This is a genomic window from Paraburkholderia sp. 40, assembly GCF_050434105.1.
GTDB lineage: Bacteria > Pseudomonadota > Gammaproteobacteria > Burkholderiales > Burkholderiaceae > Paraburkholderia > Paraburkholderia tuberum.
This window is the reverse complement of the sequence record NZ_JBNPVY010000003.1, coordinates 789891-803472: the sequence shown is the minus strand read 5'-3', so window position 1 is coordinate 803472 and position 13582 is coordinate 789891. Positions and strand designations below refer to the sequence as shown.

12 protein-coding genes are annotated in these 13582 nt (G+C 62.6%); 7 read left to right on the top strand and 5 right to left on the bottom strand.

Annotated elements, in window-relative coordinates:
• Positions 1-9 precede the first annotated feature (9 nt).
• Genes OKW28_RS19150 through OKW28_RS19135 form a run of 4 tightly spaced genes read right to left on the bottom strand, consistent with a single transcriptional unit; the run spans position 10 to position 3150 of the window.
• A complete protein-coding gene (locus tag OKW28_RS19150) occupies positions 10-1092 on the bottom strand; it encodes an SDR family oxidoreductase (RefSeq protein ID WP_429448032.1) in 1083 nt (360 codons plus the stop codon).
• 26 nt (positions 1093-1118) lie between these two features.
• The gene (locus OKW28_RS19145; RefSeq protein ID WP_429448030.1) at positions 1119-2036 is read right to left on the bottom strand and encodes a hypothetical protein; all 918 of its coding nucleotides are present in this window, start codon (positions 2034-2036) and stop codon (positions 1119-1121) included.
• Entirely contained in the window at positions 2033-2362 is a 330-nt protein-coding gene (locus tag OKW28_RS19140) for an acyl carrier protein (protein ID WP_429448028.1), read from the bottom strand. The genes OKW28_RS19145 and OKW28_RS19140 overlap by 4 nt, the downstream gene beginning before the upstream one ends.
• A 17-nt stretch (positions 2363-2379) precedes the next feature.
• Positions 2380-3150 (bottom strand): Coq4 family protein, encoded by a 771-nt coding sequence (locus tag OKW28_RS19135; protein WP_429448026.1) that lies wholly within the window; start codon positions 3148-3150, stop codon positions 2380-2382.
• Positions 3151-3674: 524 nt separating this feature from the next.
• Between OKW28_RS19135 and OKW28_RS19130 the strand changes: the two genes are divergently transcribed.
• The 4 genes from OKW28_RS19130 to OKW28_RS19115 are packed head-to-tail and all read left to right on the top strand — an operon-like array spanning position 3675 to position 8624.
• Entirely contained in the window at positions 3675-4784 is a 1110-nt protein-coding gene (locus OKW28_RS19130) for a hypothetical protein (protein ID WP_184073184.1), read from the top strand.
• Positions 4785-4833: 49 nt separating this feature from the next.
• Positions 4834-6366 carry a B12-binding domain-containing radical SAM protein gene (locus OKW28_RS19125; RefSeq protein WP_429448024.1) on the top strand — a complete coding sequence of 511 codons (1533 nt, stop codon included), beginning with the start codon at positions 4834-4836 and terminating at the stop codon, positions 6364-6366.
• Complete coding sequence (locus OKW28_RS19120; RefSeq protein WP_429448796.1) at positions 6366-7862, top strand: tryptophanase; 1497 nt, start codon at positions 6366-6368, stop codon at positions 7860-7862. The genes OKW28_RS19125 and OKW28_RS19120 overlap by 1 nt, the downstream gene beginning before the upstream one ends.
• A 9-nt stretch (positions 7863-7871) precedes the next feature.
• Positions 7872-8624 carry a dTMP kinase gene (locus tag OKW28_RS19115; RefSeq protein WP_429448023.1) on the top strand — a complete coding sequence of 251 codons (753 nt, stop codon included), beginning with the start codon at positions 7872-7874 and terminating at the stop codon, positions 8622-8624.
• 254 nt (positions 8625-8878) lie between these two features.
• On the opposite strand, the gene OKW28_RS19110 is transcribed toward OKW28_RS19115, so the two are convergent.
• Positions 8879-9352, bottom strand: a complete 474-nt coding sequence (locus OKW28_RS19110; protein WP_429448021.1) for an Lrp/AsnC family transcriptional regulator — start codon at positions 9350-9352, stop codon at positions 8879-8881.
• Between the two features lie 270 nt (positions 9353-9622).
• Between OKW28_RS19110 and hppD the strand changes: the two genes are divergently transcribed.
• From hppD to OKW28_RS19095, 3 genes are all read left to right on the top strand, one after another.
• Positions 9623-10696 carry a 4-hydroxyphenylpyruvate dioxygenase gene (gene hppD / locus OKW28_RS19105; RefSeq protein WP_429448020.1) on the top strand — a complete coding sequence of 358 codons (1074 nt, stop codon included), beginning with the start codon at positions 9623-9625 and terminating at the stop codon, positions 10694-10696.
• A gap of 174 nt (positions 10697-10870) precedes the next feature.
• Positions 10871-12253, top strand: coding sequence for an amino acid permease (locus OKW28_RS19100; RefSeq protein WP_429448019.1), 1383 nt, complete (start codon positions 10871-10873; stop codon positions 12251-12253).
• Positions 12254-12297: 44 nt separating this feature from the next.
• Positions 12298-13503, top strand: a complete 1206-nt coding sequence (locus OKW28_RS19095; protein WP_429448017.1) for an amino acid aminotransferase — start codon at positions 12298-12300, stop codon at positions 13501-13503.
• The last annotated feature ends 79 nt before the right edge of the window (positions 13504-13582 follow it).

Here is a 13582-nt window from a genome sequence, read left to right as displayed (position 1 = left end):
CCCTGAGCGTCAAGCCGAGCGCGGCACGAAGTAGCCCGCCGCGATCCCGTAACGAAAGATCCTGCGCAGCAGCGTTTTGCCCGTCGCCCGAGGCAGGGCCGGCAGGATCGCGGCGGTCGCGTCGCGTGCAAAGCGCACCTGGCGAGTCAGGTACGACTCGTACAGTTTCACGACCTCGTCGTAGTAACGCCGCTCGAGCGGTTTCATCGCGGCGGCGTCGAAGACATGCCGCGGCACATAGCGAGGCACGTGAAACGAGGGAAACTCCGCGCAGACGTCATTGATTTCGCGCAGCGTCGTCGGCGTGCCCGAGGTCAGATGCAGCGTGCGTCCGCGCACGAGCGGAAACTTCGCCAGCGCTTCGACGACGCAGTCCGCGACCCAGTCGATCGGCACGATGTTCAGCGTCGCCCCGTAGTCGCCAGGCATCGTGCGCACGAGTCCCGCGGCCGTCAGGCGCACGACGGTGTACAGCGTGTCGAACTTGCGGATCACGCCGCTCGCCGAGTCGCCGACGATGATCGACGGGCGCAGCACCGCCGCCGGCAGACCGCTGCGCATCGCCGCTCGCACCGACTGTTCCGCGCGGTACTTGCTCTGCTCATACGGGTTGCCCAGACGCTGACCGAGTTCGAGATCGTCCTCGCTGAACACGCCGGGGCGCTCGCCGCAGACATAGGCGGTGCTCACGTAGAGCAGCGGAATCGGCGCGTCGCCGCTACCTTGCGCGAACTCGACGATGCGCTCGGTGCCGCGAAAGTTGATCGCGTCGTAGACCTCGGGCTTGCGCCCGAAGCTGGTTAGCGCGGCACAGTGGACGATCGCGCCCGTTGCCGCGCGCAGTGCCTCGTAGGTGTGTGGATCGAGCCCAAGCCGGGGCTCGGCGACGTCGCCCCGCACACATGCGAAGGTTCCGGCAGCGGGCGTGTGGCCGCCGTATGGTGTTGCCGCGAGCGGTGTGCCGTCGTTGCGGACAACCGGTCCATCGGAGCGCAAGAATGCGACGACCGGGTACCCCATCGCCGTCAGCCGGGCGATCACTTCGGCGCCCAACAGACCTCGCGCACCGGTGACGAGAACGTGCTTATCCATCGTGGGTGACCATTCAGGGTTGCGTATCATTTGAGGAGAAGCCCGGCCAGCAGTCCGAGCTCGACGGCGACGATGAAGCGGGTGCCAGCCCAGCGTGGCCGGCCCGGTCTGTTCGCGGGGCCCGGCCAGCTCGCGTTGAGCCACACGAGCCATACGAGCGGCAACGTTGCGGCATAGATCGAATACGTTTGCGACAGGCTTGCCAGGCGCGAGAGCGACACGTTGATGCCGAGCGCCAGAATCAGCAGGGCATTCAGCGCGACCCGAATGGCGCGCGCGGAGAGGTGATAGGGCCGCAGCGCGGCGGTGCCGACCTTGCGCGAGAACTTCCAGAATTCGTAGCCGGTCCACATCGAACCCGCAACGCACACCACGACGTAGAAGCTCAGTTCGCGCCCAGCAACGTCGCGCCACAAGAAAAAGCCGTACATGAAGATGGCGAAGGGCGCGCCCTCGAAAACGGGTAGGCACAGCAGCGGGTGGGTCGGGAGCAGCCGCTTGAAGACGAACGGCGCAGCGAAGGCCAGTGCGGTAGCGGCAGCGGCGGTCGTCCTCGCGTGCCCCATGCCGGTGTTCAGCGCAACGAGCAGCATCGCGCTTGCCGCGAGGCTGGCGACGAGGCGTGTGCGTCGCGCCTCGCGTCGCCCCAACAGCGCGTGCCCGGCGGGATAGTCGCGTTCGAGGTCGTCGAGGTCGTCGATCAGGCGAAGCTGGACGAACAGCAGGAAAAAGGACGCGAGACCGGCCAGCACATGCCAGCCCGGTTCAACGGCGACGCCGGCTATCCGTCCGTATAGCAGTAGCGAGCAGACCAACGCGCCGGCGATCGGCACCGCCTCTGCCGCCAGCGGCATGCGGCCGAGCGTGTTGCCGAAAGCGGCTGCCGCGGCGGCAAGCCGGCCACGTCTCGCACGCGGGGTGACCAGCGAAAGGCGCGGGCTCATGTGCGCAACTCCTCATTGGCGTCTACACGGACGGCGGCGTGCCGGATGCACAGGTCCACTAGCGAGCCGACCGTGAAATACGCCTCGGCGCGTTCTTCGTTCAACGCTTCTAGAGGCAGACGCTCGATGCCAAACGCCTGCTCGATTGCGACCACGGCTTCGACGAGCGACAGCGAGTCGAGGCCAAGATCGGCGATCAGCGAACTGTCGAGGCGAATCTCAGTGTTGAAGTCACGCTGATGCTCGCGGCAGACGCGCAGTAACTGCGTGCGTACGACTCCGAATACGGTGTTGCGCGTCGACGCTTTTTTCGATGTGCTGGCCATGCTGGGATCCTTTCCGTTCACGCGTTGCTCGACGCGGCGTAGCGCCACGGCAGTGTCTGGCCGCCGGCCAGGATGCCCTGTGGATGCGCGAGCGCGACAGGCTCGATCGCCAGCTCCAGGCGGACGGCTTCGAGTGGCCGCTGCAACGCTTCTTCCCAGCGGTAGGAAAGGGGAATGCGCGCGCGCTTGCCACGCAGCCACGCGCGGCGCAGAAAACGATGGACCCAGAAGTTCGGCCACCACGGCGCAGTCAGCGCGGTGCCGAGCAGACCGACGATGCGCGCGCGCATCGGTTCGAGCCCGCAGTCGAATGCAAGCAGGGAGGTCTCGCCGGCCCAGTCCTGGCCATAGCCCGTCAACACGTGCAGCAGGTCATGAATGCAGCCGCTGCGCTCGATGAACCACTGACGGTCCGGGCCGGGGAGGATTTCTTCGAGGCCCGCGGCCAGCCGGCTCGCCTGCAGCAGACCATCGGCGCTGTAGCCGCTGTGCCCCATCATCGCCATGTAAGCGCGGCCGAACGAGCCCGGCGGCAAGCGCAGCAGCGTGTCGGAATCCGCGAGCGTGCCGAGCAGTGACGGCTGCTCGGCAAGCAGCGCGCCGGCGCCGCGCTCGCCGAGAAAACGCTGGTACATCGCCTCCATCTGGCCGCCGTCGAGCGCGATCATCACTTCGTAGGCATGCTGAATATCGTCTACGTTCGCCCTCAATGCCTTGATCGCCCGCAAGGCGCGCGGCCAATCGATGTGGCGTCGCGCCAGCGCATCGTCCTTCAAGGTTGCTGTCATCTGCGGCTCCCGGCAAAGATCAAGAGGGCGAGTCACGAGTGGAAATCGACTGGTGCCACTACCTGTGGACGCTTTTCGCAGGGTTCATGCCAGTTATCCGTGGGCAGCACAAAAGTCGTCCTCATCCTCTGCAAGAACGGACCGAAGTGGCCAGATCTCAAAAGGCGGGCGCGGGTATCGCGTGGATTGAAGCGGATCTGCGATTTGCCAACGCACGTTCGGGGGAGCCCCTCGCAGCCTGCTGGATGTCGGTGCCGGGCCAACACGTGAAGCGCATCTGTTGGTTGCGGGTCGACTGCAGGACATTCGATACCGGCCCGGTACGCATGCCGACGTCCAAACATCTAAACGTGCGGATGTATCGCGCTGCCCTTTGAAATCTGGCTGCCCGCTTGCGTCATTGCTTCTGACGAGGACTCAAGTCGTGCTGCAAAGAACGCCTGGCACGAACAGTGCGTCAGGAGCGCGAACAATGGCTGGTGCGCTTTGAAATTCGTAGAACTCACGAGGATGGAGGTAGAGCAATGAATCAGGCATGGAAGGCGAAAGCGGGGCAGTTCCTGCCGGGCGCGAATCTGACTGTGCTGCCGCACTGGGAGCGCGACGCGGTACCGAGCTACGATCGTGCCGAGGTCTCGGTGCCAGGGCGCCTTCACTTCGCGGTATTCGACTTTATGCAAATGGCGCCCGGCTTCGGTGGCGGCGGACTCGGCGTATCGACGAGCACGGTCGGACACCGGATCACCGTCACGAAGACGACCAATGGCGAGGGTGGCTGCGACGTGCCGAGCGGGCGGCACATGCTCGAGTTGTTCAAGCGAGCCGTCGGCTACGCACGTGACGACATCCGCGTCGATCGGGTGCGCAGCATCCAGCACCAGCACAGCGGCTTCGGCTCGAATGTCTCGTTTAACACCGCGACGCTCGCCGGCTTGAACGCGTTGTTCGGCTCACCGTTTTCGCCGCACGACATGTGGGAAATGATCACCCGCAACTACGTCGAGACCGCGAAGGATGACGAGCACGTGTATTTCGGACTGGAGACCGGCGTCGGCGAAGCGTGCCTGTTCTTCGGCGGTCTGGTCTGGGTCGACGAGAAGCACGGCAACGGCCGTTTTCTCGGCAACCTGAGTTCGGAAAACCTGTGGGTGACCACCGCCGTTGGCAACTACGACACGCTATCGACCGAAGCGCTGCGCGCCCATGGCGAAGGCGCGGACATGTCCGGCACCACCGAGGCGGGCTTCGTGCCGACGCATTTTGTCGAGTGGCAGAAGCGCTACGGCATCGCGTGGCGCAACTTCATCGAGCAGAAGTTGCGGCCGGCACTGCATCGCAACGACCTGTTCGCGTTTCTGAAGCACGGCTGGGAACTCAACAGCATGAGCAACATGAAGGTGCTCGAAGGCATTTTCCGGACCGACGTTATGCGCGAGTTCGACGAGACGATGCAACGCGAGGGCGCGGTGTACGCGGGGATGAGCAGCGCGGGTCCGGGCTTCTATGCATTCTCCGACTGCGAGGACAAGGCGAAGCACCTCGCGGCGGTGATGATGCATCGGTTCGGTGAATTCATGAGTGAGATGACGGTGGCCCGCGCGGGCCAGAAGATGTCCATCGACGTCGCCGTCTAGGCGCATTCCTGCGAGCCCTCGCGAACCTTTCCACCGAGACCGATCGAACATGGCCAAGCGCGTCACCTTCGTCAACACGAACCAGATCAAACCGGCGATTGCGCCGATTGCGTTCGACTACCTGTCGGCGCCGATGGAGCGAGCCGGGTTCGAGCTCGATTTGCTCGACCTGTGCTTCTCCGACGATTGCGAGGCGGCCATTGCCGCGCACTGCCGCACCGCCGCGCCGGATTACTGGGGGGTGACGCTGCGAAATACCGACGACGTCTATTTTTCCAGCGGCTACAGCTTTCTCGACAGAATCAGGGAGATCGTCGCGTTGCTTCGGCGCGCGCGCGCGGTTCCGGTCGTGATGGGCGGCGCGGGCTACTCGGTGATGCCGGAAAAGCTGCTTGCTTACCTCGACGCCGACTTCGGCATCGTCAGGGAAGGCGAATTCAGCTTTCCCGAGCTGCTGACCTGCCTCGAAGAAGGCAGGAGTTTCACGCACATACCCGGCGTGGTCTACCGCGATACGGCCGGGGTGCGCGCTACGCCGCTCGCCCCGAACGCATGTGGACCGCTGGCCAGCATAGGGCCTCACAAACGCGAGCTGGTCGACAACCCCCACTACTTCGCCAAAGGCGGCCAGATCGGCATCGAAACGAAGCGCGGCTGCAATCGCTCCTGCATCTATTGCGTCGAGCCGCTGATCAAAGGCCGCACGGTGCGCATGCGCGAACCCGATGATGTCGTCGCCGAGATGGCATCGCTCGAAGAACGCGGGGTCAACGTCTTTCACATCAACGACTCGGAATTCAATCTGAGCGTCGCGCATCCTCTTGCGCTGTGCGCGGCCATCATCCGGCATGGGCTCGCCGGCAAAATCCAGTGGTATGCGTACGGTATGCCGCGGCCGTTTCCCGATGAACTCGCGGCCGCGATGAAAGCAGCCGGTTGCGTGGGCATGAACTTCGGCGTCGACACCGCCAGCGAAACGATGCTGAAGATACTGCGCCGCACCTTTAGCGCCCACGACATCGAGCACGCGGTCAATACGGCGAAGCGCCACGGCCTCGAGCACATCATCGAGCTGCTGTTCGGCGCCCCCGGCGAGACGCAGGAAACCGCGCGCGAGACGATCGAGTTCATCAAGCGCGTCGATCCCGAGCGCGTTTCGGTGACGGTCGGGCTGAGGATTTTCCCCGGCACCGAGCTAGAGCAGATGATTCGCCGCGAAGGCCTGCACGTCGGAAATCCGAATCTTCACGGCCATATTGAAGGCAACGACGATCTGCTGCATCCGGTGTTCTATCTGCCGACCGCATTGGGCCCGGACCCGCAGCAATTCATTGCCGATCTGATCGGCAATGATCGCCGGTTCTTCGGGACCAACGCGAGTCTGTTCAACTACAACGCGAACGACGCGCTGGTCGAAGCGATCGCGCAAGGCGAGCGGGGCGCGTATTGGTCGATCCTGAACCGGATCGAGAAACGCTTCGAAGCGGCCCACGACGCTCGCGGTTGTCACCGCACGTCCGCGGCCGGCGGCGATGCGGATTGGGCACCGACCGAGGTTGTGCCGATCGGGCAAAGTGCCTGATGCCGTGTGCGATGCCCGAAGCGGCCAGTCATCCAGTGGCCTGTGTACTTTCAACCCAGGAGGAGTGCATGCTTTTAGAAAACAGCCAGCCTGAGCCGTACAGGATCAAGATGGTCGAGCCGATCAGGCTGATCGACCGCGAGCAACGGCAGGCGCGGCTTGTCGCCGCCGGGTACAACGTCTTTCGCCTCGAAGCAGACGACGTCTACATCGATCTGATGACGGACAGCGGCACCTCCGCGATGAGCGCGAACCAATGGGCAGGCATCATGACCGGCGACGAATCATATGCCGGTTCCCGCAGTTTCACGAAGTTGACGCAGGCCGTGCGGGACATGCTCGGCTTCGAATACGTATTGCCAACCCATCAGGGCCGGCCGGCCGAGCACTTCCTGTTTCGGACCCTCGTGCGCCCAGGCCAGGTGGTGCCATTCAACGCGCCGTTCGATTCGACCGAGGCACACGTATCGATTGCCGGCGGGAGCGCGATACCGTGCGTCGCCGAAATCGGCTACCAACCCGCTGTCGAGCACCCGTTCAAGGGCGACGTGGATGTGCAGAAGCTGCGCAACTTGATCGAGAGCGAAGGGCGCGACAATGTTCCGCTGATCATGGTCTCGCTGACGAACAACGCGGGCGGCGGCCAGCCGGTATCGATGGCGAACCTGCGCGCGGTGAGGGCGTTGGCCGATGAGTTTGCGATTCCGGTCTACTTCGATGCGGCGCGCTGCGCGGAGAATGCTTACTTCATCCAGCAGCGCGAGAGCGGCTATGCGAACCGGTCCGTGGCGGAAATTCTGAAGGAGCAGTTTTCCTATGCCGAGGGCTGCACGTTCAGCTGCAAGAAGGATGCGCTGGTCAACATCGGCGGCTTGCTCGCGACACGGTCGCGCGCGCTCTATGAGCAGGTCGTGCCGCTGCTCGTGCTGTACGAAGGTTTCGTCACCTACGGAGGGATGGCGGGCCGCGATCTCGAGGCGCTCGCGATCGGTCTGCGCGAGATGGTCGACGACGGATACCTGCAACACCGCGTAGGTCAGGTCGAACGGCTAGGGGACACACTGCTTGCCGGCGGCGTTCCGATACTGAGACCGACCGGTGGACACGCGGTGTACGTCGATGCGGCCGCCTTCCTGCCGCACCTGCCGCGCTCGCAGTTCCCGGCCGAGGCGCTGGCTGCCGAGCTTTATCTGGAGGGCGGCGTGCGCGCCGTCGGTCTGGGCTCGTTGGCGTTCCTGAAAGAAGATCCGTCGACGGGCACTGTCAGCGCCCCGAGGCTGGAGCTGCTGAGGCTGGCTATTCCTCGCCGCGTCTACACCGATAGCCACCTCGCGGCGGCTGCCGCCGCGTTGATCCGGGTCTACCAACGACGCGATGCGATCCGGGGAATGCGCATCGTCTCGGCACCGTCGATGCTCAAGCACTTCACCGCGGTCCTCGCGCCGATCGAGGCCTGTGACGAGATGCTCGCGGAGTCTCGGGAAGTTTTGGTCTGAGGTGATTTCATGTCGAATGGTGTCTTCGAAACGCTCGAGCTCAAACCGCATGCTTATCCGGGGGTTCTGGTCACGTTGTGCGGTGTGGATGGGGCGGGGAAGTCGTCACTGATGGAAAGGCTCGAAAGCGCGTGCACGCGAGCGGGGCTCAACTGCGTGACGACGTTTACCCCGACCCGTCGGATCCGCAAAGATGCGGTGTTCCGGGATATGGTGGACAGCCACTGGCATACATCGAGCGCCGGTTCCGGACTCGACGTAAACCGACGGCGCGTCGACATGCTGGGCATTCTGCTGTCCATCATGGGAGACCTCGTCCAGCATCTGACCGACACGGTCATACCGGCACTGGAACGTGGCGACGTCGTTTTCTGCGACCGCTACGTGTTCACCTCTCAGGCTGAAATCGGCACGCGTTGCGAGCCCGCTGAGACTGCGCCTGTGCTCCGCAGCATCGCTGGTCATTTGCTGCGTCCCGACGTCGCCTTTGGTCTGAACGTTTCCGGCGCGACTTCACACCGTCGCGTGCGGGCAAGGAACGACGAGAACGACCAGCCGCCGCCGATAAGCTTTCTGACGCGTCAGGTGGCGGCCTATCGCGCGGTGTTCGAGGTCAACGGCGTTGTCGCGCTGGATGCGGAGCGGAGTCTCGACGAGACGTTCTGTAAGGCACTCAGTCATCTCGTGGCTATCGACCGTGTTGCGGGGCGGTTGGGCTCTATCGGGGCGGAACGTCCTACACGAAGCGTGGCGGCATGCTGAGGCTTCGACCTGCCCCCGGGAAGCCGGAATCGGGCATCGAGGTATGCGACAAAATGCGCGTCTGGATACGCGCGAGGGCGTCTGACTGCGCAAGGACGCTCGATATTGCGGTCGGTCGGGAGGGTGAACTAGTGCCTCGCTCTGCATCGCCTGGGAGCTTTGACCTTCAGGAGCAAAGTGACCGTTGATCCGCACGCACGCATGCGGGGAATAGTGGGCACCGGAATGTGACGGGCGACGCTCGCGCTCACGGGCTAGGCCGCCAACGGGACAGCGCCCGTACATTTGATTTCATCGAGGCAAACGCTGGACTTGACTCCGCTCACGCCCGGAATGCGCATCAGCGTATCCAGCAGAAACTCCGACAGCGCTTTCAGGTCGTGCGCCACGACCTTGAGCATGTAATCGATATCACCCGTTACGACGAAGCATTCCTGAACCTGGGTGAGTTCCGAGATCATTCGCTTGAACTTCGACAGGTCGCGGACATGGCCTCGCTCCATCGTCACCTGGATGAAGGCCACTACGCCAAAGCCCAGCAGCTGCGCGTCGAGCCGCGTCTCGTAGCGTTTGATCACACCCATTTCCTCGAGCCGGCGATGCCGCCTCAGCGTTTGCGCGGGCGACAGTTTGATCGCCTCCGCAAGTTCGAGATTGGAGATGCGTCCCTGGGACTGAAGAATCTCCAGTAAACGCACGTCGATACGATCGATGTCGATTGCATGCACTTTTATTTCCACATTCGCCAGTGAAATGAAATGTTAATGCACAAGTCAGGGTTTGTCTGCGTCCGCAAGGAAATCCAATTGCGTCGATAAAAACTTACACTGAATCCAGATGTCGCTGCGATGCCGCCGGCAAATGCGTTGAGAGAGTGGTCCGAGGACGCAGCCTGCGTGGCGATTGGAGAAATTTTCTTTCATTGTACCGACACCCAGCGCCACTCGGTGCCGGTTGCTCGCCACAAATCATTCACCCTCTGCTGAACCTGAGAGATCATGGCCGACCTGTTTGACAATCCAATGCAACTGATGGGCTTCGAATTCGTTGAATTTGCCTCGCCCGTACCCAATGTGCTCGAACCGCTGTTCGAGCAGATGGGTTTCACACTGGTGGCTCGCCACCGTTCGAAGGACGTGCTGCTTTACCGCCAGGGCGAAATCAACTTCATCGTCAATCGCGAGCGCAACAGTGCGGCCGCTTACTTTGCCGCCGAGCATGGCCCGAGTGCGTGCGGCATGGCATTTCGCGTGAAGGATTCGCACAAGGCCTACGCCCGCGCGCTGTCGCTAGGGGCTCAGCCGATCGAAATCGCAACCGGTCCAATGGAGTTGCGATTGCCCGCAATAAAGGGCATTGGCGGCGCACCGCTTTATCTGATCGACCGCTTCGAGGACGGCAAGTCGATCTACGACATCGATTTCGAGTTCATCGAAGGTGTCGAGCGGCGGCCGGCCGGTCATGGCTTGCGCCTCGTCGACCACCTCACGCACAACGTCTATCGCGGCCGCATGACGTATTGGGCCAACTTCTACGAGACGCTGTTCAACTTCCGTGAGCTACGCTACTTCGACATCGAGGGCGAATACACGGGTCTCACGTCGAAGGCGATGACGGCGCCGGACGGCAAGATCCGCATTCCATTGAACGAGGAATCTGGCAAGGGGAGCGGGCAGATCGAGGAATTCCTGATGGCCTTCAATGGCGAGGGCATTCAACACATCGCGTTCCTGACGGACGATCTGATAACGGTTATCGACAACCTGCAGATGGCAGGCGTGCCGCTGATGACGGGGCCCAACAGCTACTACTACGATGCGCTCGCGACGCGCTTGCCGGGCCACGGTCAATCGGTGGGCGAATTGCAATCGCGCGGCATCCTCCTCGACGGAACGACGGCAGACGGATCGCCGCGCCTGCTGCTGCAGATTTTTTCCAAGCCGCTGCTTGGCCCTGTCTTTTTCGAATTCATCCAGCGCAAGGGTGATGAAGGTTTCGGCGAAGGCAACTTCAAGGCGCTGTTCGAGTCGCTCGAACGCGATCAGATCGAGCGGGGCACGCTGAAGGTTTGACGCGCATACAACCCCGTTGATAGCCGCTGCAACAATACCTATTCCAGCAAGACACGGCACCGGCGCCACAAGCGTCGGCTGTGAGGCCTCGGCACGTTTCGTCTGCCCGACCAGAGCAGGCGAAAAACGAGGCGTGGCGTCCAGAACCAACCGCAGGACACAGGAGACAACATCGTGGCACACCAGCAACAGGGCACGCTACAGCGCGGCCTGAAGAATCGTCACATTCAGTTGATCGCGCTAGGAGGCGCAATCGGCACCGGCCTCTTTCTCGGCATCGCGCAGACCATCAAGACGGCAGGACCGTCCGTGTTGCTCGGGTACGCGATCGCGGGCATCGTCGCCTTCTTCATCATGCGGCAACTCGGCGAAATGGTCGTCGACGAGCCGGTTGCGGGATCCTTCAGCTACTTCGCAGGCAAATACTGCGGCCAATTCTCCGGCTTCGTGTCCGGCTGGAACTACTGGGTGCTGTACGTTCTCGTGTCAATGGCAGAACTGTCGGCCGTTGGCATCTACATGCAGTACTGGTGGCCCGGTCTGCCCACGTGGGTCTCCGCGCTCGTCTGCTTTTGCGTCATCAACGCGATCAACCTCACCAGCGTGAAGTCGTACGGCGAGCTCGAGTTCTGGTTCTCGATCGTCAAGGTCGCGGCGATCGTTGGCATGATCGGCTTCGGCGGCTACCTGTTGATTTCGGGCCATGCAGGCCCTGACGCGGGCGTGGCCAATCTCTGGCGCCACGGTGGCTTCTTTCCGAACGGCGTGTCGGGCCTCGTGATGGCGATGGCTGTCATCATGTTCTCGTTCGGTGGACTGGAACTCGTCGGCATTACGGCCGCCGAGGCGGAAGATCCTTCGCACACCATCCCGCGCGCGACCAACCAGGTGATCTACCGGATCCTGATTTTCTACGTCGGCGCACTCGCAGTGCTGCTGTCGCTGTATCCGTGGGAAAAAGTCGTTACGGGCGGTAGTCCGTTCGTGCTGATCTTTCACGCGATGAATAGTAACTTCGTCGCCAACGTGCTCAATGCGGTGGTGCTCACCGCCGCGCTGTCGGTGTACAACAGCGGCGTCTACTGCAACAGCCGCATGCTTTACGGCCTCGCAGGCCAGGGCAATGCGCCGCGCGCTCTGCTGAAGGTGAACGCCCGCGGGATTCCGCTCGTCGCGCTGGGTGTTTCCGCCGTGGCGACGGCCACCTGCGTGGTGATCAACTACCTGATGCCCGGCAAGGCATTTCAATTGCTGATGGGGCTCGTCGTCTCGGCGCTCATCATCAACTGGGCAATGATCAGCATCATTCATTTGCGCTTTCGCAGCGCGAAAGCGCGAGCCGGTGAGACGACCGTATTCCGCAGCCTGGGTTATCCGCTCACCAACTATCTGTGTCTGGTGTTCCTTGGCGGCATTCTGGTGGTGATGTGGCTGATACCGGATCTGCGCATGTCGGTCTACCTGATCCCCGTTTGGCTCGTTGCGCTGGGCGTCGGCTATCGCTTGCGCAATCGACGCGCGGACGCCTCGGTACCAGTTGGTGTGCCGATGCGCTAGGCACCGCGTTTCTGCAACCATTTGGCCTAATCCAGGGAACCAGCATGTTTGAACACATCGATGCCTATGCGGGCGATCCGATCCTCACATTGAACGAGAACTTCGCGAAGGATTCGCGCGACCATAAGGTCAATCTGAGCATCGGCATCTATTACGACGATCAAGGCCGCTTACCGGTGATGCAAGCCGTACGCGAGGCCGAAGGACAACTGCTCGCCGAGCCCGGTCCAAAGCCGTACCTGCCGATGGCGGGCTTCGCCCACTACCGCGATGCCGTGCAATCGTTGGTGTTCGGCGACGACTCGCCGGCACGTACCGAGGGGCGCATCGCGACTGTGCAGACCTTGGGCGGCTCGGGCGCGCTCAAGGTCGGTGCGGATTTCATCAAGCGCTATTTTGCGGGCTCACGGGTATGGGTCAGCGATCCGACGTGGGAAAACCACCGTTTCATCTTCGAGCGCGCGGGATTCGAAGTCGACACGTACCCGTACTACGACGAATCGAGCGGCGGGCTCAAGTTCGAAGAGATGCTGTCGGCCATCGACGCGCTGCCGGCGCGCAGCGTCGTCCTGTTGCACGCGTGCTGTCACAACCCGACGGGCGTCGATCTGAACGACGCGCAATGGATGCAACTGATCGAGGTCATCAGGAAGCGGACCCTGCTGCCATTCATCGACATGGCGTACCAGGGCTTCGGCGCGGGCATCGACGCGGACGCATTTGCGATTCGTGAACTCGTGCGCCAGAACGTGCCGGCGTTGGTGGCCAATTCATTCTCGAAGAACTTCTCGCTGTATGGCGAGCGGTGCGGCGGACTGTCGGTGATTTGCGAGTCGCCGGATGTCGCCGGGCGCGTATTGGGTCAATTGACGAGCGCTGTGCGCGCGAACTACAGCAATCCGCCGACGCACGGCGCAAAGATCGTAGCGCGCGTGCTGACAACACCGGCAATGCGGCAATCATGGCAACAAGAGCTTGCATCGATGTGCCGGCGCATCATGCGTATGCGTGCGGAGATCCATGAACGCCTGCGCGGCAAGGTGCCGGACACGATGCTCGCGCGCTACCTCGAGCAGCGCGGTATGTTCACGTACACCGGGTTGTCTGCAGACCAGGTCGACACGCTGCGCGAACGGCACGGCGTCTACTTGATCCGGTCCGGGCGCATGTGCGTCGCCGCGCTCAATGACAACAACGTTGCGACGGCTGCGGAGGCCATCGCGAGGGTCATCTCGCGGGCAGGCGATTGAGACTGCCGCAAGCTGGCAGCCGCGGCCGGACACGCGATCAGTCCGGCTGCATCCACGCGGGATCATCACCGCCTGGATC